This is a genomic window from Aeromonas sp. DNRA1 (assembly GCF_963888745.1).
In the GTDB taxonomy this organism is placed as follows: Bacteria; Pseudomonadota; Gammaproteobacteria; order Enterobacterales; family Aeromonadaceae; genus Aeromonas; species Aeromonas hydrophila.
Genome location: NZ_CAWPKQ010000007.1, coordinates 1 through 19,291, shown reverse-complemented (window position 1 = coordinate 19,291; position 19,291 = coordinate 1). Strand labels below are relative to the sequence as shown.

The following is a 19,291-nucleotide window of genomic DNA, read 5'->3' as shown; positions in this document are numbered from 1 at the left end:
TAGAGCATGCAACTGAATTCCACTGAAATCGCCGAGCTGATCAAGCAGCGCATTGCGCAGTTTGATATCAAGAGCGAAGCGCGTAACGAAGGTACCATCGTCTCTGTGAGCGACGGTATCATTCGTATTCACGGCCTGGCCGATGCCATGCAAGGTGAGATGATCGAGCTGCCGGGCAACCGCTACGCTCTGGCATTGAACCTGGAGCGTGACTCCGTCGGTGCGGTGATCATGGGTTCCTATGACGGTCTGTCAGAAGGAATGAAAGTAAAAGGGACTGGCCGCATTCTGGAAGTGCCGGTCGGTCGTGGTCTGTTGGGCCGGGTGTTGAACACCCTGGGTCAGCCGATCGACGGTAAAGGTCCAATCGACAACGACGGTTTCTCGCCGATCGAAGTGATTGCACCGGGCGTTATCGAGCGTAAGTCTGTTGACCAGCCGGTCCAGACCGGTCTGAAAGCCATCGATGCCATGATCCCTATCGGTCGTGGCCAGCGTGAGCTGATCATCGGTGACCGTCAGGTTGGTAAGACCGCCATCGCGATCGACACCATCATCAACCAGAAAGACTCCGGCATTAAGTGTGTCTACGTTGCGATCGGCCAGAAGGCCTCCACCATCGCCAACGTGGTACGCAAGCTGGAAGAGCACGGCGCCCTGGCCAACACCATAGTAGTGGTTGCCTCTGCTTCCGAAGCTGCTGCTCTGCAGTACCTGGCTCCGTATGCCGGCTGCTCCATGGGTGAGTACTTCCGTGACCGCGGTGAAGACGCGCTGATCATCTATGATGACCTGTCCAAGCAGGCCGTAGCTTATCGCCAGATCTCCCTGCTGCTGCGCCGTCCGCCAGGACGTGAAGCTTACCCGGGTGACGTTTTCTATCTGCACTCCCGTCTGCTGGAGCGTGCTGCTCGCGTCAACGCCGAGTACGTAGAGAAGTTCACCAAGGGTGCCGTGAAAGGCCAGACCGGTTCTCTGACCGCGCTGCCGATCATCGAAACCCAGGCGGGTGACGTATCTGCATTCGTACCGACCAACGTGATCTCCATCACCGATGGTCAGATCTTCCTGACCTCACAGCTGTTCAACTCCGGTATTCGTCCGGCGGTTGACCCGGGTATCTCCGTATCCCGTGTGGGCGGTGCTGCTCAGACCAAGATCGTCAAGAAGCTGTCCGGTGGTATCCGTACCGCGCTGGCCCAGTATCGCGAACTGGCGGCATTCGCTCAGTTCTCCTCCGATCTGGACGACGCAACCCGCAAGCAGCTGGACCACGGTCAGAAAGTGACCGAGCTGATGAAGCAGAAACAGTACTCTCCGCTGAGCGTGGCTCACCAGTCTCTGGTGCTGTTCGCCGCGGAAAAAGGCTATCTCTCCGATGTCGAGCTGAACAAAATCGTCGACTTCGAAGCCGCTCTGCTCTCTTACGCCAATACCCAGCATGCTGAGCTGATGGCTGAAATCAATGCCAAGGCCGACTACAACGACGCGATCGTTGGCAAGCTGACTGCGTTGCTGGATGACTTCAAGGCAACCCAGACCTGGTAAGCGTGTGTGGCAGCGCGAGCTGCCACCTGATGGAGAGTAAGAGATGGCCGGCGCAAAAGAGATACGTAACAAGATCGGGAGTGTGAAAAACACTCAGAAGATCACCGGCGCTATGGAAATGGTGGCAGCAAGCAAGATGCGCCGTGCGCAAGATCGCATGTCTGCCAGCCGTCCGTACGCTGAAACCATGCGCAAGGTGATCGGCCATATCGCTCAGGGGAACTTGGAATACAAGCACCCCTACCTCATCGAACGTGAGGTCAAGCGAGTGGGTTACATCGTCGTCTCCACCGACCGTGGCCTGTGTGGCGGTTTGAACATCAACCTGTTCAAGGCTGCCCTCAATGATATGAAGCAATGGAGCGCGAAAGGAGCCAAGGTTGACCTGGCTCTGATCGGCAACAAGGCCTCCAACTTCTTTGAACGGCACGGCGCCAAGGTGAAAGCTCATGTCGCAGGACTGGGCGATAACCCAAGCGTCAATGACCTGATTGGTTCAGTCAAGGTCATGCTGAAGGCTTACGACAACGGTGAGATTGACAGGCTGTACCTGGTGTACAACAAGTTCGTCAACACCATGGTTCAGCAACCACGAGTCGATCAACTGCTGCCTTTGCCCGTAACTGAAGACAGCAAGCTCGCCAAGAAACACCACTGGGATTACCTCTATGAGCCGGATCCCAAGCAACTGCTGGATACCCTGCTGATTCGCTACGTCGAATCCCAGGTCTACCAGGGGGTAGTGGAAAACTTGGCAAGTGAACAGGCAGCCCGAATGGTTGCCATGCAAGCCGCGACTGACAACGCCGGTAACCTGATTAACGATCTGCAACTGGTATACAACAAGGCCCGTCAGGCCAGTATTACCCAGGAACTGACAGAGATCGTATCCGGTGCTGCTGCGGTGTAAGGCAAGGGTTATCAAAGGTTTAGAGGATTTGACATGAGTAACGGTTTCATCGTCCAAATCATCGGCGCTGTGGTGGACATCGAGTTCCCGCAAGATGCCGTGCCCCAGGTGTACGATGCACTGAAGGTTGTCAGCGAAGGTCAAGGCCAGGGTCTGGTGCTGGAAGTTCAGCAACAGATCGGTGGCGGCGTCGTTCGTTGCATCACCATGGGCTCCTCCGACGGTCTGCGTCGTGGGTTGGAAGTAGTGAATAGCGGTAAATCCATCCAGGTGCCGGTCGGTGTATCGACTCTGGGTCGGATCATGAACGTACTGGGCGATCCGATCGACGAAAAAGGTCCGATCGGTGAAGAAGAGCGTTGGTCCATCCACCGCGCGGCTCCCAGCTACGAAGATCAGTCCAACAGCAACGACCTGCTGGAGACCGGCATCAAGGTTATCGACCTGGTATGCCCGTTCGCCAAGGGTGGTAAGGTTGGTCTGTTCGGTGGTGCCGGTGTAGGCAAGACCGTCAACATGATGGAGCTGATCCGTAACATCGCGATCGAACACAGCGGTTACTCCGTGTTCGCCGGTGTAGGTGAGCGTACCCGTGAGGGTAACGACTTCTACCACGAGATGATGGAGTCCAACGTACTGGACAAAGTATCTCTGGTTTACGGTCAGATGAACGAGCCGCCCGGAAACCGTCTGCGCGTGGCGCTGACCGGTCTGACCATGGCCGAGAAGTTCCGTGACGAAGGTCGTGACGTGCTGTTCTTCGTGGACAACATCTACCGTTACACCCTGGCCGGTACTGAAGTATCCGCACTGCTGGGCCGTATGCCCTCCGCAGTAGGTTACCAGCCGACCCTGGCCGAGGAGATGGGCGTTCTGCAGGAACGTATCACCTCCACCAAGACCGGTTCCATCACCTCCGTACAGGCCGTTTACGTGCCTGCGGATGACTTGACCGACCCGTCTCCGGCGACCACCTTCGCCCACCTGGATGCGACCGTCGTACTGTCCCGTCAGATCGCGGCACTGGGTATCTACCCGGCCGTTGACCCGCTGGACTCCACCTCCCGTCAGCTGGATCCGCTGGTGGTTGGCAAGGAGCACTACGAGACTGCTCGTGGCGTTCAGACCGTACTGCAGCGCTACAAAGAGCTGAAGGACATCATCGCCATCCTGGGTATGGATGAACTGTCAGAAGAAGACAAACTGACCGTAGCCCGTGCCCGTAAGATCGAGCGTTTCCTGTCCCAGCCGTTCTTCGTGGCAGAAGTGTTTACCGGTTCCCCGGGCAAATACGTGCCGCTGAAAGAGACCATCCGTGGTTTCCAGGGCATCCTGAAAGGCGAGTACGACGATCTGCCGGAGCAGGCGTTTTACATGGTTGGCAGCATCGACGAAGTTGTCGAGAAAGCCAAGAAACTGTAAGCCTCGATAGGAGGGCCCATGGCAGAGATGATCTCCTTTCACCTGGACGTGGTGAGCGCTGAAGGAAAACTGTTTTCCGGTCGCGTGCAGTCCGCTCAGGTATCAGGCTCCGAAGGTGAGCTGGGTCTCCGCCACGGTCATGCTCCGTTGCTGACTGCCATCAAGCCGGGCCTGGTCCGCTTGGTGAAGCAGAATGGAACTGAAGAGGTGCTGTACATCTCCGGCGGCATGCTGGAAGTACAACCCGAAGCCGTGACCGTGCTGGCGGACACCGCGATTCGTGCCGACGATTTGGATGAGGCGAAAGCCCAGGAAGCCAAACGCGCGGCGGAAGAGCGGATCCACAGCTCCCATGGTGATATCGACTACGCCCAGGCCGCTACCGAGCTGGCCAAGGCGATGGCTCAACTGCGGGTCATCGATATCGTCAAAAAGAATTACCGTTAATAACGGTGAGGTAAAAAGCGACCTGCGGGTCGCTTTTTTTTTACTCGTTGGATAGACTCCGCCGAGTATTTCTTCATGTTCCAAAGGTCGAATTATGTCTCTCAACGTCGTGATCCTGGCTGCGGGTAAAGGTACCCGTATGCGCTCCTCCCTGCCCAAGGTGCTGCACCCGGTCGCCAACAAGCCGATGGTTTCCCATGTGATCGAGACTGCCCGCAAGGTCGGTGCCGAGCAGCTGCATCTGGTGTACGGCCACGGTGCCGAACTGCTGAAGGAGCGGATCCAGGCATCCGACCTGAACTGGGTGCTGCAGGCGCAGCAACTGGGTACCGGCCACGCCGTCGCCCAGGCTATCCCGTTCTGGCAGGACGAAGACGACGTGCTGGTGCTGTACGGCGATACCCCGCTGATCCAGCCGGAAACCCTGCAGCGGCTGCTGGCCGCCAAGGCCGCCGACGGCATGGCGCTGCTGACCGTGGTGCTGGACAACCCGACCGGTTATGGCCGCATCGTGCGCAGCAACGGTCAGGTGGTCGGCATCGTCGAGCAGAAGGATGCCAATGCCGAGCAGCTGGCCATCCGCGAAGTGAACACCGGCGTGCTGGTGGCCAACGGTGGCCAGCTGCGCAGCTGGCTGTCGCGTCTGGACAACAAGAATGCCCAGGGCGAGTTCTATCTGACTGACGTGATCGCCATGGCCCATGCCGACAACTGCCCCATCGCCGCAGTCCACCCGGACGACGCCATGGAAGTGGAAGGGGCCAACAACCGGGTGCAGCTGGCCCAGCTCGAGCGCAGTTACCAGAAGATGCAGGCCGAGCGGCTGATGATCGCCGGCGCCACCCTGATCGACCCGGCCCGCTTCGATCTGCGCGGCACCCTGGAAATCGGGGAAGAGGTGGTGATCGACGTCAACGTCATCATCGAAGGCAAGGTGGTGCTGGGCAACCATGTCCGCATCGGGGCCGGCAGCGTGCTGAAGGATTGTGTGATCGGCGACCACACCGAGGTGAAACCCTACTCCGTCATCGAAGGGGCGCAGATCGCCGATCAGTGCTCGGTCGGTCCCTTTACCCGACTGCGCCCGGGCGCCGTGCTGGAGCAGGACGCCCACGTCGGCAACTTCGTCGAGATGAAGAAGGCCCGGCTGGGGGTTGGCTCCAAGTGCGGTCATCTGACCTATCTGGGGGATGCCGAAGTAGGTGCCAAGGTGAACATCGGGGCCGGCACCATCACCTGCAACTACGACGGGGTGAACAAGTTCCAGACCATCATCGAGGACGACGTCTTCGTCGGCTCCGATACCCAGCTGGTGGCGCCGGTGCGCATCGGCAAGGGGGCGACCCTGGGGGCCGGCTCCACCATCACCAAGGACGTGGCCGAGAATGAGCTGGTGATCACCAGGGTACCCCAGCGTCACATCAAAAACTGGGCTCGCCCGGTCAAGAAGAAGTGATGCCCGATCAATGAAATGCAAACCGGCGCCTGATGGCGCCGGTTTTGTTTTCAGTTCTCCTGCCCGCTGGCGGGGGGCGTCGGGGCGCTTCCCATCACCCGATACCAGTCCAGCTTGCGGGTCAGCACCATGACCAGCGCCAGGATGGCGAACAGCAGCAGGGCGCCGAGCAGCAGGGCTATCTCCTCGGCCTGCAGCAAGCCGAACAGGATGGCGTAGACCAGCCCGAGCAGGGCCGCGAAGCCGAGCCCCTGTTTGGGGCCGCCCAGCACATGGCTGAGGTAGAAGCCGTTGAGGGCCACGCTGGCCAGGGCGGCAATCAGATAGGCCCAGGCAAAGCCGAGGTGTTCGGTCAGGGCCAGCAGCACTAGATAGAAGATGGCCAGCCCCATGCCCACCAGCGCGTACTGGATCGGGTGCACCCGTAGCCCCTTGAGCAGTTCGAACATGAAGAAGCTGAGGAAGGTGAGGCCGATGAACAGCAGCGCATACTTGGCGGCCCGCTCGTTCTGCTGGTAGTGATCCACCGGCTGCACCAGGCTGACGCTGAAGGCGGGCAGATCACCGCTGGCACCCTTCATCATCCGGTTGAAGCGGCTCTCCATGTCGGTGGCAAACCAGCTGCTCTGCCAGCTGGCCTCGAAACCGCTGGCGTTAAGGGTGCGGCTGCCCGGCAGAAAGTCACCGATGAAGTTGGGGTGGGGCCAGTTGCTGGCGAGGTTGAGCCTGCTGTCCTGGCCGAGGGGCACCACTTCCAGCTGGTTCATCCCTTGCAGATCCAGCTCGATATGAAAGGCACCGTCTTCCCCCGGCAGGGTGGCAAGCGGTGCATGGATGCCGGCCAGCCCGTCACCCAGCAGGGCGCCGGGAGCAAACGGAATGCGCTGCTCCCCCAGTTGCAGCTCAGGCACCCGGTTGATGCCGCGGGCATCGGATAGCACCAGGCTCAGATAGGGTTTGCCTGCCACCAGGGCGGGATCGGCACCATCGACAGTCAGATCCGGTTCGCCGCTAATCAGGGTTTTACCATTCAGTTCGGCAGGCAGTCGCCCGGAGAGGGAGAGCCGGGTGTGATAGACCTGGGCCTGGTAGATGCCGAGCTTGCGCGGGGTCACTTCCATGCTGGCCTGCACGTCCAGCTGCTCCGGCAGCAGGTAGCGGTAGAGCCGCAGCTTGCGCTCGAAGCGCTTGCCATCCTGCTCCACCGTGACGGTGCGGGTATAAGGCTGCACCACGACCGGCCCCAGCAGTCGCTGCGGGCCGCTGCTGCTGGCCATGATGCTGTGGATGGCCTGGCTGCGATAGGCCTGGCGCTCCCGGTTCAGCTCCATGATGGATTGCACCGGCACCATCAGCAGCAGGCTGAGCAACAGCAGCAGAAAGATCTTGTGGCTGAATATCTGTTTGACCATGACACGTCTCCTTGTTGATGGCACCGAGTGTGACGGTCGTGGGTGAAGGGGAGATGGGGTTGTGTGAAGCGGGGGTGAAGGGGGATAAAAAACCGGCGCCTGGCGCCGGTCTGGGTATCACAGGGTTTGCAGTTTGGCTGGCAGGGCGGCCAGCACCTCTTCCTTGGCCTTGAGCGAGGCGAACTGCTTGCCGGGTTTCTGCACCACGGTATGGACGAAGATGAGTTGCTTGCCCGGCTTGCTGGCCCAGCCGACGAACCAGCCTATCTGCTGCTCCCGGTTGAGGCTGCCATCCAGCTTCTTCGGGTAGCCCATGCCGGTCTTGCCGTGGATCTGCCAGCCGTCGATCTCGCTCACCTTGAGGATATTGGCGGTGTACTGCAGGGTCTGCGCCGATACCGGCAGCTTGCCGCTCACCATCTTGCCGAGGAAGCGGGCCTGCTCCTGTGGACTGATGGCGAGGCTGGAACTGAGCCAGGCCTGGGTCAGACCGTCGTTTTTGCCGGGATTGCCGGAGAGATCCCGGTTGCCGTAGTCAAAACGGTCGACGTACCGCTGAAAGCGCTCCATCCCCAGCCATTCGGTGATCTGCTGGGAGAACCAGACCACCGAATAGGTTTCCCAGCGGCGCGGAGTAGTGGTTTCGCGCCAGGCAGGCAGCCAGTCGTCGTAACCGGGTTTGAAGGGCAGTGCCGGGTGCTCCTCGTCCACCAGAAAGCCGCTGTCGTAGCCCATCAGTGCCAGCGGGATCTTGAAGGTGGACGCGGGCGGCAGTTGGCTGGAACAATCCCCTTCGCTGGAGAGGGTCTGGCCGTTGCCGTCGGTATAGAGAAAGCAGCCGGTGGCGGCGCTGGCCGGCAGCGAGAACAGCAGGCCTGCACCGAGCAGGCCGGATAACAGAAGGCGGGACATGGGGGTCTCCTTGAGCACATTGAGTTCGCTGGGAAAACATCAGCATAGCGCCGCTTTATGTGGCCAGTGTGAAGTGTCAGCCCGCCGGCAACCAGAGCTCGGCCAGTACCCCGCCGTCAGGCTGGTTGGCGAGGGTCAGCCGGCCACCGTGCTGGCGGGCCACCTCGGTGGCGAAGCTGAGCCCGAGGCCGCTGCTCTTGCCCTTGTCGGGTCTGGGCAGCGAATAGAAGCGCTCGAAGATGCGCGGCAGGGCGTAGTCCGGAATGCCGGGCCCCTGATCCCGTACCCGGAAGCAGTAGCCTCCCTCCTCCATGGCCCCGCTCAGTGCCAGGGTGCCGCCGACGGGAGAGAAGTCGAGGGCGTTGTCCAGCAGGTTGCCGAGAGCCTGTTCCACCAGCAGCGAGTCCCACTTCTGCTTCTGGGCCTCGCCGAGTTCGGCCACCAGCGTGACCTGGCGCCGCTGGGCCAGGATCTGGCGGGCATCGAGCACCCGTCTGCCCAGCCTGGCCGGCTCGACGGCCTGCCTGTCCAGCCCCTGCCCCGACTCCAGTTTGGCCAGCTGCAGCATCCGCTCGATCAGCTGCTGCATGCGGGCCGTCTCCAGATTGATGTTGCCGATAAAACGGGTAGCCACCTCGGGTGGCGGTGCCTCGGCCAGGATCTCTCCTGCCCCGCGAATGGCTGCCAGCGGGCTCTTGAGCTCGTGGGTCAGGCTGTGCACATAGGCTTCGATGTAGGCCTTGCCGTCCAGCTGGCGACGCATGGTTTCCAGGGAGCGGCCGAGCCGATCCAGTTCCGGGCTGTAGAGGCGCGGCAGGCTGGCGGGCTGACCCTGGCTGACCGCATCGGCGTAGTGCACCAGCTTGCCGATGGCGCGGTTGAGCCACCATACCAGCAGGGCGCCGATCAGTAGCGAGATGAACAGCAGCAGCGCCGCCCCTTGCAACAGCTGGTGTTCGCTGCGCTCTATCATGGGCAGCAAAGTGCGGTTGGGCTTGGCGACGGTGAGGGAGCCGAGGATGTCGTCCCCCTCCCGCAGCGGCGCGGCCACGTGCATCACCGAACTGGCGGGATCGTCGGGGTCGCTGCGGGTGCTGCGGGCGCCATATTCCCCGCGCAGGGTGCGATAGACGTCGTTCCAGCGTGAATAGTCCTTGCCCAGATCCACCCCGTCCGAGTCGTAGACCACCTTGCCCCAGCGGTCGACCACATAGATGCGGTACTCCGCCTGCTGCTTGAGGTGGCCGTCGATCAGGGCGTTGATGGGACTCTGGTTGAGGCGGGCGAAGGCGCTGGCCAGCCGGCCATCCGCCATCTTGCCTTCCTGCAGGTCATCCAGCGCCAGCGGTGCCAGCATCTGGGCCATGTCCACCAGGGTATCTTCGGTGGCGCTACGCACCCCGGGTTTGATCTCCTCGACGAAGATCTCCAGCACGAACCAGGCGGCCAGCGCGAAGATCAGCACCAGCCCGCACAGCAGTTGCAGCCCAATCCTCATGGCGTCCTCCGGCCGGTGTCAGGCCACTGTCTGTTCATGCCAGCTCCAGGCTGTAGCCCAGCCCACGATGGGTCAGGATCAGGTTGGCGTGGGGATCCCGCTCCCGCAGCTTGGCACGGATGGTCTTGATATGGGTATCCACGGTACGATCCAGGCTCTCCTCCGCCCCGCTCCACACCAGATCCATCAGCTGCTGGCGGGAGTAGACCCGGCCCGGCGCCTGCATCAGGGTCTTGAGCAGCAGGTATTCGTAACGGGTGAGCGCCAGCGGCTGGCCGTGAAAGCTGATGCGGGCCCGCTCCTCGTCCAGAGCCAGCAACTGGCTCGGTCGGGGCGTGGCCGGCTGGCTGCGGCGCAGGATGACCCGCACCCGGGCGCACACCTCCCGCGGCGAGAAGGGCTTGGCTACATAGTCGTCGGCGCCGATCTCCAGTCCGATCAGCCGGTCTATCTCCTCGCTGCGGGCGGTGAGAAACATCAGCGGGGTATCGCACCGTGCCCGAACCTGCTTGCACAACTCGAAACCGCTGATGTCCGGCAGCCCCACATCCAGGATCAGAAAGTCGGGGCGCGTCTGTTCCAGTCGTGCCAGCAGCGGCTGGCCGAGGGAAAACCACTCCACCTCGAAACCGTCGGTCTGCAGCGCATAAATCAAGGTGTCGGCGATGCTGGCTTCATCTTCCACCAGCCAGATGGTTCGTTTTTGCATGGCATCCTCGTCGCAAATCAGCTGCCCCATTCTGGCATCGAACCAAATCGGATCCTATTTGCCGTTTGATTTTTTCAAAAAAGGTATTAATATTTCGCCATCCTTTCGAATCGAAACTTAAAGATGACCAAACGTAATACTCAGCAGCGCCGTCACACCATAGTGAGCCTGGTGCAGGAGCAAGGTGAAGTCAGCGTCGATGCCCTGGCCAAACACTTCGCCACCTCCGAAGTGACCATCCGCAAAGATCTGGCGGTGCTGGAGACCGGTGGCCTGCTGCTGCGCCGTTACGGCGGTGCCGTTCCCCTGCCCTCAGAGATGGTGGTGGAGAGCAATCCCGAGCAAGTTTCGAAACGAAAGCTGGCGATCGCCCGGGCCGCCGCCGAACGGATCCGTGATCACAATCGCGTCATCATCGACAGCGGCAGTACGACCAGCGCCATGATCCCCATGCTGGGCAACAAGCGCGGTCTCATCGTGATGACCAACTCCCTCAACGTGGCCGGCGCCCTGCGCGAGCTGGAGAACGAACCCACCCTGCTGATGACCGGCGGTACCTGGGATCCCCACTCCGAATCCTTCCAGGGACAGGTGGCGGAGCAGGTGCTGCGCTCCTATGACTTCGACCAGCTGTTCATCGGTGCCGACGGCATCGATCCGGAGCGCGGTACCACCACCTTCAACGAGCTGGTGGGCCTCTCCCGGGTCATGGCCGAGGTGTCGCGGGAGGTCATCGTCATGGTGGAGTCGGAGAAGATCGGCCGCAAGATCCCCAATCTCGAACTGCCCTGGTCCGGCATCCATACCCTGGTGACCGACGAGGGGCTGGCCAGTGCGGCCAGAGAACAGATCCAGGCCAGGGGGATCCAGCTGATTTGCGCCCCCGTGGCCGTTTGACCTGAACAAACCATTATCCAACCGAATTAACGTCTTACGTCTCAAGGAGAAGTGTATGTGTGGCATCGTCGGGGCCGTCGCCCAACGTGATGTGGCTGAAATCTTGGTAGAGGGCCTGCGCCGTCTGGAATACCGTGGCTACGATTCGGCCGGTGTCGCCGTGTTCAGCGCCAACCAGCCGCTGCAGCGGGTGCGTCGGTTGGGCAAGGTGGCCGAGCTGGCCAAGGCGCTGGAAGAGCAGTCCGTCCACGGTGGTACCGGCATTGCCCACACCCGCTGGGCTACCCATGGCGAGCCGTCCGAGCGCAACGCTCACCCTCACGTCTCCGAGCATATCGTGGTGGTGCACAACGGCATCATCGAGAACCATGAAGAGCTGCGTGAAGAGCTCAAGGCGCTGGGCTATGTGTTCAGCTCCGACACCGACACCGAGGTGATTGCCCACCTGGTGCACCACGAGCTGAAATCCGCTCCCAGCCTGCTGGCGGCCATGCAGGTAGCGGTGAAGCAGCTGCGCGGCGCCTACGGTACCGTGGTGATGGACAGTCGTGACGACAGCCGCGTAGTGGTGGCCCGCTCCGGCTCCCCGCTGGTGATCGGCCGCGGCATCGGCGAGAACTTCATCGCCTCCGACCAGATGGCACTGCTGCCGGTGACCCGTCGCTTCATCTTCCTGGAAGAGGGTGACGTGGCAGAAGTGACCCGCCGCGACGTACACATCTTCGATACCCACGGCGAGGCCGTGGTGCGCGAGGAGCTGGAGTCCGAGCTCTCCCACGATGCCGGTGACAAGGGTGAGTACCGTCACTACATGCTCAAGGAGATCTACGAGCAGCCCAAGGCCATCACCAATACCCTGGAAGGTCGTCTGGGTTCGGATCACGTGGTGGTCGAGTCGTTCGGCAACGGCGCCCGCGCCATCTTCGACAAGGTCGAGCACGTGCAGATCGTCGCCTGCGGCACCTCCTACAACTCCGGCATGGTGGCGCGCTACTGGTTTGAAGAGATCGCCGGTGTCTCCTGCGACGTGGAGATCGCCTCCGAGTTCCGCTATCGCAAGTCGGTGGTGCGCCCCAACAGCCTGCTGGTGACCCTGTCCCAGAGCGGCGAGACTGCCGACACCCTGGCTGCTCTGCGCCTGGCCAAGGAGTCTGGCTACATGAGCTCGCTGGCCATCTGCAACGTGCCGGGGTCCTCCCTGGTGCGCGAATCGGATCTGGCCTTTATGACCCGTGCCGGTGCCGAGATCGGGGTGGCGTCCACCAAGGCGTTCACCACCCAGCTGGCTGGTCTGCTGATGCTGGTGGCATCGGTCGGTCACTGCCGTGGCAACCTGAGTGCCGCCGCCGAGGCCGAACTGGTCAAGGCGCTGCAAGCCCTGCCGCTGCGTATTAAAGAGAGCCTGGCGCTGGCCAAGGATATCGAAGCCCTGGCCGAAGAGTTTGCCGACAAGCACCACAGCCTGTTCCTCGGTCGTGGCAGCCAGTATCCCATCGCCATGGAAGGGGCGCTCAAGCTCAAAGAGATCTCCTACATCCACGCCGAGGCCTATGCCGCCGGTGAGCTCAAGCACGGCCCGCTGGCGCTGATCGATGCCGAGATGCCGATCATCGTTGTGGCGCCGAACAACGATCTGCTGGAGAAGCTCAAGTCCAACGTGGAAGAGGTGCGCGCTCGTGGCGGTATCCTCTACGTGTTCGCCGATGCCGACGCCGGCTTCAAGAGCGACGAGACCATGCGGGTGATGAGCCTGAACCACGTGGAAGAGATGATCGCGCCGATCGTCTATACCGTGCCGCTGCAGCTGCTCTCCTACCACGTTGCCCTCATCAAGGGCACCGACGTGGATCAGCCGCGCAACCTGGCGAAATCCGTGACCGTGGAATAAGTCGTCGCTGGAAATGAAAAAGAGCCGCATTGCGGCTCTTTTTGTTTGTCTGGCTCGGTGGCCGTTATGACAGCCGCAGGTTGGTGATGGTCACGTCGTCCAGCGAGGGCACTATGATGCCGCTGGAGATGCTCTTGGCGATCGCCTGGTTGCGGTTCTTCGAGTCGGTCTTGTTGGTGACCTGATTGAGGTGGAAGTTCACGGTCCGCTCGCTGATGCCGAGGATGGTGGCGATCTCCCAGGAGGTCTTGCCCTCGCTGGCCCAGAACAGGCACTCCTTCTCCCGATCCGACAGCTCGGTCAGGTACTTCATCAGATCCGGCCTGCTCTTTATCAGCTGCAGCGCCGAGTTGAAGATGTAGCTGGCGCAAAACGACAGCAAGGGAACGTTTTCAAACATCAGATCGGAATTGGACTTCTCCTTGCTGATGAAGGAGAGGATGCCGTGTTCCCCCTGCGGGGTGTGCAGTGGGAAGGAGACACCGTTTCTCACCCCGAAGTCGGCGGCCAAGTTCATCACCTCACGGCTGGCGCTGGGCAGCCAGGGAGAGTCGCAGTCGAGCTTGTTCCAGAAGATGGGCTGGGTCTGCTTCAGTCCCAGGAAGACGACCGGGTCCTGAGTCAGGTAGTGCCGCTCTGAATAGGCATCGAACCAGCTGGTGGGGCAGTTGTTGAACAACGCCACATGGGATTTCTGCATGCTGATGGGGAAAATAATCAGCAGACGGAAGTAATCAAAGCCCATCTGATGACTGAAGCGCTCCAGCTGCTGCTGGATGTCGCTGGTCTTCTTGGCCTTGGTGAACCGATCGATGTGTTCCCAGATCGCATCGTTGAACATGAACTTCTCCTTTTTCGATCTCTATCACATTGATCGAAAAGATATTTTTTAATTATTAATTTGGTGTGGTGAGAACCAACGCCAGTGACTCCCGTGCTTGCTTAAAAATTATCCTGTTTTTTTGGCCGAAGGCCAACAAAATCATCTGATTGCCACTGCCCCCACTCTTTGAGACAATGAGAATAGTTATCATTGTTAAGATTTATATCATGAACAAGTTTTGGGGTTTGGCCTTGTTGCCACTGTCAGTCCACTTTGCTGCTGGCGCCGACGAGCTGGTCGCACCGGCACTGAAAAACAGCATCGCCGCCGGGAAAGCCTCCCAGCAGCGTGTCGAAAAAGCCGCCGATGCGGCCGTTGCTGCCCGGCTGGAGCTGCAAAATGCCCAGCTGCAACTGCGCGATCTGGAAGCCTACAACCGCTACATGCAGTCTCTGGTGGCCGATCAGCAAAATGAGCTTGGCAAGCTGAGCCAGCAGCTGGAGGCTGTACAGGAGACCCGGCAGGGCCTGATCCCACTGATGCTGCAGATGCAGGCCGATCTGGAGCAGCTGGTACAAAATGACATGCCGCTGCGCAAGGAAGATCGCCTGGCGCGGGTCGAACAGCTCAAAGCGACCCTGGCCCGAGCCGACGTGAGCGAGGCGGAGAAGTTCCGCCAGCTGCTGCAGGCCTACCAGATTGAAGCCGAATACGGCAGCCGGTTGGATAGCTACTCTACCGAGCTGGCGCTGGACGGCACACCACGCCGAGTCGACGTGCTGGCGGTGGGCCGGGTCTCCCTGCTGGCGATGACCGCCGATCGTTCCCAGGCGTGGCGCTGGTCTGCGCAGAGCAAGCAATGGCAAGCCCTCGACAGCCAGTGGCTCTCTCCCATCGCCGAGGCGCTGGAGATGGCTGCCGACAAGAAGGTTCCCCAGTTGTTGAATGTCCCCCTTTCCGTCAGCCGTGGTCAGGAGGCCCAGTCATGAGCATCACCCTGAAGTGGTTCCCCCTCGCCATTGCCCTCTCTCTGGGCACCACCACTGCCGTTGCCGATGAAGCCTGGCAGCAGCAGGAGCAAGCCCGTGAACAGCAGGCCCAGCAGGATCTGGCGTCTGTCTCCAAGGAGCTGAACAGTGCCCGTGCCAGGCTGGCTGCGGCCCAGAGCCTGAGCAAGCAGCTGGCAAGTCAGTTCGCGGCCAATGAAAAACAGCTGGTGGAGCTCAACGCTCAGTGGGAGCAGGCCTCCGGCGACATGAACGAGATCTTCGCGGTGACCCGTCAGGGGGCCAGCGATGCGGTCAAGCTGCTGAGTGAATCCGCCGTCGAGGGCCAGTACCCCGAGCGCCTCGCCCCGCTCAAGGCCATGGCGCAGGAGAAGCAGGTGCCGGATCGCGCCGCCCTCGCCCTGCTGCCCGCCACCCTGCTGCAAGAGATCCGCGAATCGGGCCGGGTTGCCCAGTTCACCGGCAAGGTGCTCGATGCCCAGGGGGCTGCCAGCGAGCAGTCGCTGACCCGGGTCGGCAGCTTCGCCCTGCTGGGTAGTGAAGGGTTCTTGCAACCCACTGCCGAAGGCCTGAGCCCGGTGCTGGGTCTGCCCGGCAGCGTGCTCTCCGCCGCGGCCGCCTATCAGGGTCAGGAGGGGGAAGCGCTGCCGCTGGATCCCTCCCACGGCACCCTGCTGGAGATGCTGGCGCAGGCCCCCACCTTCTGGCAGCAAGTCCAGCAGGGTGGCCAGGTTGGCGCCATTATCGTGCTGTTGGCCGCCATCGGCCTGGGGATCGCCGGGGTAAGGCTGTGGAGCCTCTCCCGTGAACTGGGTCGGGTTCGTCGCCAGCTCAAGAGCGGTGAATATCATGCCGACAATGCCCTCGGCCGGGTGTTGACGGTGGCGGACAAGCATCCAGAGCTGAGCATGGAGACCCTCGAACTGCGTCTCGATGAGGCGATCCTGCAGGAGACCCCTCGCATGGAGCGCGGCATCGGCATGGTCAAGGTGATCGCGGCCATCGCCCCCATGCTGGGCCTGCTCGGCACCGTGACCGGGATGATCGGCACCTTCCAGGCCATCACCCAGTTCGGCACTGGCGATCCCAAGATCATGGCCGGCGGCATCTCCATGGCGCTGGTCACCACGGTACAGGGTCTGGTGGCGGCCATTCCGCTGATCCTGGCTCACAGCCTGCTGCAATCTCGATTCACCGAACTCTCCAACGTACTGGAGCAGCAGGTGGCCGGCATTCTGGCCGAGCGGGCGGAGAGCAACCGTGACGGGATGGAGCGGGCGGCATGATGCTCGACATCTGGCAACAGCTGCAGAGTTTCATGGGCCGTGGCGGCCCGGTGCTCTGGGTCATTCTGGCCCTGCTGGTGCTGATGTGGATTCTGATGATCGAGCGGCTGCTCTACCTCAACCTGGGGTTTGCTCCGCTGCAGCGCCAGCTGCTTGGTCGCTGGCAGGCTCGCAACGAGCGCCACAGCTGGCACGCTCGGGCGATCCGCGGGCGCTGGCTGGCCGAGGCCGAGCTTGAGCTCAACCGTCATCTGATCTTCATCCGTACCCTGGTGGTGCTCTGCCCCATGCTGGGGCTGCTGGGTACCGTGACCGGCATGATAGGCGTATTCGATGCGTTGGCCGCGGCCAACCGCTTTAACCCGGAGAGCATGGCGGGCGGGATCTCCCGCGCCACCATCCCCACCATGGCTGGCATGGTGGTCGCGCTTTCCGGCGTGTTGTTACTCAGCCGGCTCGAGAGCCAGGCCAAGCGTGCGCTGGCCAAGACCCGGGACGGCCTGCGAGAAGAGAAGGTAATGCAATGAGACGGCAATCCAAACGCCAGCGTGACGAAGTGCAGATCGACATGACCCCCATGCTGGATATCGTGTTCATCATGCTGATCTTCTTTATTGTCACCACTTCCTTCGTGCGCGAAGCCGGGCTCGAGGTGCACAGGCCCCAGGCCAGTCAGGCCAAAGCGCAGAAATCTTCCAGCATCATGCTGGCGATCGGCCCTCAGGGTCAGATCTTCCTCGACCGCAAGCAGATCGACGTGGAGCGGGTGCAGGCCAGCGTCGCCCGGCTGTTGGCGGAACAGCCTGATGCCAGCCTGGTGATCCAGGCCGACGAGCGGGTACCCCACGGCAAGGTGGTGCGGGTGATGGATGAGGCCAAGGCGGCAGGCATCGCCAACATCGCCGTGGCGGTGGCACCGAAATGAAATACAAGCTGATGAGCCTGGGACTGGGGATTGCCCTCAGTCTGGGGATCCTGTTGTTCATGGCCACCCTGGTGGAGCCGCCCAGAGGGGAGAAGGCGAGCGCCGAGCAGAAATCCATCGTCATCAACATGCAGAACGAGGTGACCGAGGTGCAGGTGCGCGAGCGCCCGGTACCCCAGGAGCCGGAACCCCTGCCGGAGCCGCCTGCCGCGCTGGCCTCGACGCCGCTGCCTATGCCGGCGGCGGCCCCACTGCCCTCGGTGCAGCCGAGCCTGGATCTGGTCTCCAGCCTCAGTGCGGTGCAGGTATATGCCCCTGGCGTTGCGACCAGCCCTAGCCCGGTCGCGAGCGGCAACTTCCATGGCCAGCAGCAAGGTGCCGGGATCGGCGCCGGTGACATGCTGATGCCATTACAGCGGATCGAGCCAGTCTATCCCTATCGGGCCCAGCAGGCTGGTATTGAAGGGTCGGTGACCTTGCGTTTCAGCGTCGATGCCGACGGCCGGGTGCAGGATGTGGAAGTGGTAGAGGCCAAGCCGAAGCGTCAGTTCGAGCGGGCGGCCATTCAGGCGATCAACAAGTGGCGCTATCAGCCGAGACCGGGCGCCACCGACAAGCTGGTGCAAGTCATCACGCTCAAATTCAAACTGGAGTCATAACTATGTTGCGGATCTGGATCTGTCTGCTGGCCCTGGTCAGCCAAGCCTGTCTGGCGATGGAGGTGAGCCCTCATTTCTCCCGCCAGCTGGAGCCCGTGATGAAGCTCTATCAGTCCGGTCAGTGGCAACAGGCCCAGAGCAAGGCATCCGGCCTCAAGCCAAATAGCGATGCCGAGCGTGCCTGGCTGGCGCAGCTGCAAGCCTCGCTGGCAGCCAATCTGCAACAGACCGCGCAGGCGAGCCGCTACGTCGAACAGGCCCTTGCCTATAAAGAGTGGCCCGAGCAACAACAGCTGCAACTGCTGCGACTGCGTGGGGATATCCAGGCCCAGCAATCCAACTGGGCCGGTGCCATCGCCAGTTACAAAGGCGCATTGGCCATCAAGGCTGACGATGCCTTGCGCCTGCGTCTGGCTGGCCTCTATTACCACAACAAGCAGTACGGTGAGGCTGCCAGCCAGAGCGAACAGCTATTGAAGAAGAGCTGGCAGAAGCAGGCAGCGATCATCCGCCTCTCGGCCCTCACCGCGCTGCAGCGCTACGGTGTGGCGGCCGATCAGGCCGCAGAGCTGATCCGCCACGAGCCGACAGAGAGCAAGTGGTGGCAGCAGGCGGTGTCGCTCAACCTCTCCGCCAAGCGCGGCGATCAGGCGCTGGCACTGCTGCAAACCGCTATCGACAGGAAGTTGATAGATGATGCCGCCACCCGCAACCAGCTGATCCGTCTTTATGCCTGGCAGGGACTGCCCTATCGCGGTGCCCGTCTGCTGGAAACAGCCATGGCAAAGGGACAGATGAAACAGAGCGCCGACAATCGCCAACTGCTGGCTCAATTGTGGGAAGGTGCGCGTGAGTGGCCGAAGGCCGTCGACAGCTGGCAGCTGCTCGCCCGTGAACATGCCCATCCCATGGCGGCCATGCGTGCCGCCGAGCTGCTGTTGCAACAAGGCAGAACGGATGCGGCCATGACCCAGCTCGCGGCCATCAAGTCGGTGAAAGGCGAGCAAGGCAATCGCGCCAAGGCACTGCTGGTGCAGGCACACCTCAATAAAGAGCAGTATGTCCAGGCGCTGGAGCTGGCCCGTGAACTGCAGCTGCAGGATAACTGGCAGCAGCGTGCAACCAGCTGGGTCAACTATATCCAGGCGCAAAGCGAAGAATTGAGCAAAAAAGCGGCGTGAAAGCAGGCTGAAGCCCTTGTTTTAGAGGCTTTAGCCTGCTTTTTCAGCAAACGAACGAGTTTTTGCAAAAAGTCCTTGTCATCGCGGCGTGGCTCCCTATAATGCGCCCCTACCAGCACGGCAGAACACGCCAACCTGATGAGCCAGCTTCCTTGCGAAGTGGGCGTCGAAAGAAAAGCGAAAACAAGCGCTTGACTTTCGAAGTGAGAGGTGTAATATGCGCCTCCTCAACGCGACAAGCGTGACGCTCTTTAACAATTTGAATCAAGCAATCTGTGTGGGCACTCACAGCATCGAGCATCAAAAACAAT

18 protein-coding genes are annotated in these 19,291 nt (G+C 61.3%); 13 read left to right on the top strand and 5 right to left on the bottom strand.

Annotated elements, in window-relative coordinates:
• The first annotated feature begins 6 nt into the window (after positions 1–6).
• The 5 genes from atpA (at position 7) to glmU (ending at position 5,783) form a co-directional block, all read left to right on the top strand.
• The gene (atpA, locus tag AACQ43_RS19345; RefSeq protein WP_113995907.1) at positions 7–1,548 is read left to right on the top strand and encodes a F0F1 ATP synthase subunit alpha; all 1,542 of its coding nucleotides are present in this window, start codon (positions 7–9) and stop codon (positions 1,546–1,548) included.
• Between the two features lie 43 nt (positions 1,549–1,591).
• Entirely contained in the window at positions 1,592–2,458 is an 867-nt protein-coding gene (gene atpG, locus AACQ43_RS19340; protein ID WP_011707909.1) for a F0F1 ATP synthase subunit gamma, read from the top strand.
• Positions 2,459–2,491: 33 nt separating this feature from the next.
• A complete protein-coding gene (gene atpD, locus AACQ43_RS19335) occupies positions 2,492–3,880 on the top strand; it encodes a F0F1 ATP synthase subunit beta (protein ID WP_005307215.1) in 1,389 nt (462 codons plus the stop codon).
• Between the two features lie 18 nt (positions 3,881–3,898).
• Positions 3,899–4,327 carry a F0F1 ATP synthase subunit epsilon gene (locus AACQ43_RS19330; RefSeq protein ID WP_005307217.1) on the top strand — a complete coding sequence of 143 codons (429 nt, stop codon included), beginning with the start codon at positions 3,899–3,901 and terminating at the stop codon, positions 4,325–4,327.
• Between the two features lie 94 nt (positions 4,328–4,421).
• Positions 4,422–5,783, top strand: coding sequence for a bifunctional UDP-N-acetylglucosamine diphosphorylase/glucosamine-1-phosphate N-acetyltransferase GlmU (gene glmU / locus AACQ43_RS19325; protein ID WP_045525936.1), 1,362 nt, complete (start codon positions 4,422–4,424; stop codon positions 5,781–5,783).
• A gap of 50 nt (positions 5,784–5,833) precedes the next feature.
• Here glmU and creD read toward each other — a convergent pair whose 3' ends face one another.
• The 4 genes from creD to blrA all read right to left on the bottom strand — a co-directional run bounded on the left by creD (position 5,834) and on the right by blrA (position 10,314).
• Positions 5,834–7,195, bottom strand: a complete 1,362-nt coding sequence (gene creD, locus AACQ43_RS19320; protein WP_168968364.1) for a cell envelope integrity protein CreD — start codon at positions 7,193–7,195, stop codon at positions 5,834–5,836.
• Between the two features lie 117 nt (positions 7,196–7,312).
• Positions 7,313–8,107, bottom strand: a complete 795-nt coding sequence (blaOXA, locus tag AACQ43_RS19315) for an OXA-12 family class D beta-lactamase (protein WP_168968362.1) — start codon at positions 8,105–8,107, stop codon at positions 7,313–7,315.
• A gap of 76 nt (positions 8,108–8,183) precedes the next feature.
• Positions 8,184–9,605 (bottom strand): beta-lactam sensor histidine kinase BlrB, encoded by a 1,422-nt coding sequence (gene blrB, locus AACQ43_RS19310; RefSeq protein WP_076362558.1) that lies wholly within the window; start codon positions 9,603–9,605, stop codon positions 8,184–8,186.
• A 34-nt stretch (positions 9,606–9,639) separates the two neighbouring features.
• Positions 9,640–10,314 (bottom strand): beta-lactam response regulator transcription factor BlrA, encoded by a 675-nt coding sequence (gene blrA / locus AACQ43_RS19305; protein WP_076362570.1) that lies wholly within the window; start codon positions 10,312–10,314, stop codon positions 9,640–9,642.
• A gap of 123 nt (positions 10,315–10,437) precedes the next feature.
• Between blrA and AACQ43_RS19300 the strand changes: the two genes are divergently transcribed.
• Complete coding sequence (locus AACQ43_RS19300; protein ID WP_017410463.1) at positions 10,438–11,211, top strand: DeoR/GlpR family DNA-binding transcription regulator; 774 nt, start codon at positions 10,438–10,440, stop codon at positions 11,209–11,211.
• A gap of 55 nt (positions 11,212–11,266) precedes the next feature.
• On the top strand, positions 11,267–13,099 hold the full coding sequence (gene glmS / locus AACQ43_RS19295) for a glutamine--fructose-6-phosphate transaminase (isomerizing) (protein ID WP_017410462.1): 1,833 nt from the start codon (positions 11,267–11,269) through the stop codon (positions 13,097–13,099).
• A 64-nt stretch (positions 13,100–13,163) separates the two neighbouring features.
• Here the strand turns inward: glmS and AACQ43_RS19290 are convergent, their stop codons facing one another.
• Positions 13,164–13,940: a helix-turn-helix transcriptional regulator gene (locus tag AACQ43_RS19290; RefSeq protein WP_016352388.1), complete on the bottom strand. Its 777-nt coding sequence runs from the start codon at positions 13,938–13,940 to the stop codon at positions 13,164–13,166.
• A gap of 209 nt (positions 13,941–14,149) precedes the next feature.
• On the opposite strand from AACQ43_RS19290, the gene AACQ43_RS19285 reads away from it, so the two are divergent.
• The 6 genes from AACQ43_RS19285 to AACQ43_RS19260 are packed head-to-tail and all read left to right on the top strand — an operon-like array spanning position 14,150 to position 18,980.
• On the top strand, positions 14,150–14,911 hold the full coding sequence (locus tag AACQ43_RS19285) for a DUF3450 domain-containing protein (protein ID WP_045788707.1): 762 nt from the start codon (positions 14,150–14,152) through the stop codon (positions 14,909–14,911).
• On the top strand, positions 14,908–16,215 hold the full coding sequence (locus tag AACQ43_RS19280) for a MotA/TolQ/ExbB proton channel family protein (RefSeq protein ID WP_168968360.1): 1,308 nt from the start codon (positions 14,908–14,910) through the stop codon (positions 16,213–16,215). The genes AACQ43_RS19285 and AACQ43_RS19280 overlap by 4 nt, the downstream gene beginning before the upstream one ends.
• Positions 16,212–16,742, top strand: coding sequence for a MotA/TolQ/ExbB proton channel family protein (locus AACQ43_RS19275; protein WP_168968358.1), 531 nt, complete (start codon positions 16,212–16,214; stop codon positions 16,740–16,742). The genes AACQ43_RS19280 and AACQ43_RS19275 overlap by 4 nt, the downstream gene beginning before the upstream one ends.
• Positions 16,739–17,140: an ExbD/TolR family protein gene (locus AACQ43_RS19270; protein ID WP_010635580.1), complete on the top strand. Its 402-nt coding sequence runs from the start codon at positions 16,739–16,741 to the stop codon at positions 17,138–17,140. Before AACQ43_RS19275 ends, AACQ43_RS19270 begins: the two co-directional genes overlap by 4 nt.
• Positions 17,137–17,799: an energy transducer TonB gene (locus AACQ43_RS19265; RefSeq protein WP_101150412.1), complete on the top strand. Its 663-nt coding sequence runs from the start codon at positions 17,137–17,139 to the stop codon at positions 17,797–17,799. Before AACQ43_RS19270 ends, AACQ43_RS19265 begins: the two co-directional genes overlap by 4 nt.
• 2 nt (positions 17,800–17,801) lie before the next feature.
• Positions 17,802–18,980 (top strand): tetratricopeptide repeat protein, encoded by a 1,179-nt coding sequence (locus AACQ43_RS19260; RefSeq protein ID WP_168968356.1) that lies wholly within the window; start codon positions 17,802–17,804, stop codon positions 18,978–18,980.
• Positions 18,981–19,291: the final 311 nt, after the last annotated feature.

What these genes read in the sequence shown, in the direction of transcription:
- AACQ43_RS19285 (WP_045788707.1), top strand. Translation starts at nt 14,150, where the DNA reads ATGAACAAGTTTTGGGGTTTGGCCTTGTTGCCACTGTCAGTCCACTTT.
- atpA (WP_113995907.1), top strand. Translation starts at nt 7, where the DNA reads ATGCAACTGAATTCCACTGAAATCGCCGAGCTGATCAAGCAGCGCATT.
- glmS (WP_017410462.1), top strand. Translation starts at nt 11,267, where the DNA reads ATGTGTGGCATCGTCGGGGCCGTCGCCCAACGTGATGTGGCTGAAATC.
- glmU (WP_045525936.1), top strand. Translation starts at nt 4,422, where the DNA reads ATGTCTCTCAACGTCGTGATCCTGGCTGCGGGTAAAGGTACCCGTATG.
- AACQ43_RS19270 (WP_010635580.1), top strand. Translation starts at nt 16,739, where the DNA reads ATGAGACGGCAATCCAAACGCCAGCGTGACGAAGTGCAGATCGACATG.
- atpD (WP_005307215.1), top strand. Translation starts at nt 2,492, where the DNA reads ATGAGTAACGGTTTCATCGTCCAAATCATCGGCGCTGTGGTGGACATC.
- blrB (WP_076362558.1), bottom strand. Translation starts at nt 9,605, where the DNA reads ATGAGGATTGGGCTGCAACTGCTGTGCGGGCTGGTGCTGATCTTCGCG.
- AACQ43_RS19290 (WP_016352388.1), bottom strand. Translation starts at nt 13,940, where the DNA reads ATGTTCAACGATGCGATCTGGGAACACATCGATCGGTTCACCAAGGCC.
- AACQ43_RS19265 (WP_101150412.1), top strand. Translation starts at nt 17,137, where the DNA reads ATGAAATACAAGCTGATGAGCCTGGGACTGGGGATTGCCCTCAGTCTG.
- AACQ43_RS19260 (WP_168968356.1), top strand. Translation starts at nt 17,802, where the DNA reads ATGTTGCGGATCTGGATCTGTCTGCTGGCCCTGGTCAGCCAAGCCTGT.
- AACQ43_RS19330 (WP_005307217.1), top strand. Translation starts at nt 3,899, where the DNA reads ATGGCAGAGATGATCTCCTTTCACCTGGACGTGGTGAGCGCTGAAGGA.
- atpG (WP_011707909.1), top strand. Translation starts at nt 1,592, where the DNA reads ATGGCCGGCGCAAAAGAGATACGTAACAAGATCGGGAGTGTGAAAAAC.
- blaOXA (WP_168968362.1), bottom strand. Translation starts at nt 8,107, where the DNA reads ATGTCCCGCCTTCTGTTATCCGGCCTGCTCGGTGCAGGCCTGCTGTTC.
- creD (WP_168968364.1), bottom strand. Translation starts at nt 7,195, where the DNA reads ATGGTCAAACAGATATTCAGCCACAAGATCTTTCTGCTGCTGTTGCTC.
- AACQ43_RS19275 (WP_168968358.1), top strand. Translation starts at nt 16,212, where the DNA reads ATGATGCTCGACATCTGGCAACAGCTGCAGAGTTTCATGGGCCGTGGC.
- AACQ43_RS19280 (WP_168968360.1), top strand. Translation starts at nt 14,908, where the DNA reads ATGAGCATCACCCTGAAGTGGTTCCCCCTCGCCATTGCCCTCTCTCTG.
- blrA (WP_076362570.1), bottom strand. Translation starts at nt 10,314, where the DNA reads ATGCAAAAACGAACCATCTGGCTGGTGGAAGATGAAGCCAGCATCGCC.
- AACQ43_RS19300 (WP_017410463.1), top strand. Translation starts at nt 10,438, where the DNA reads ATGACCAAACGTAATACTCAGCAGCGCCGTCACACCATAGTGAGCCTG.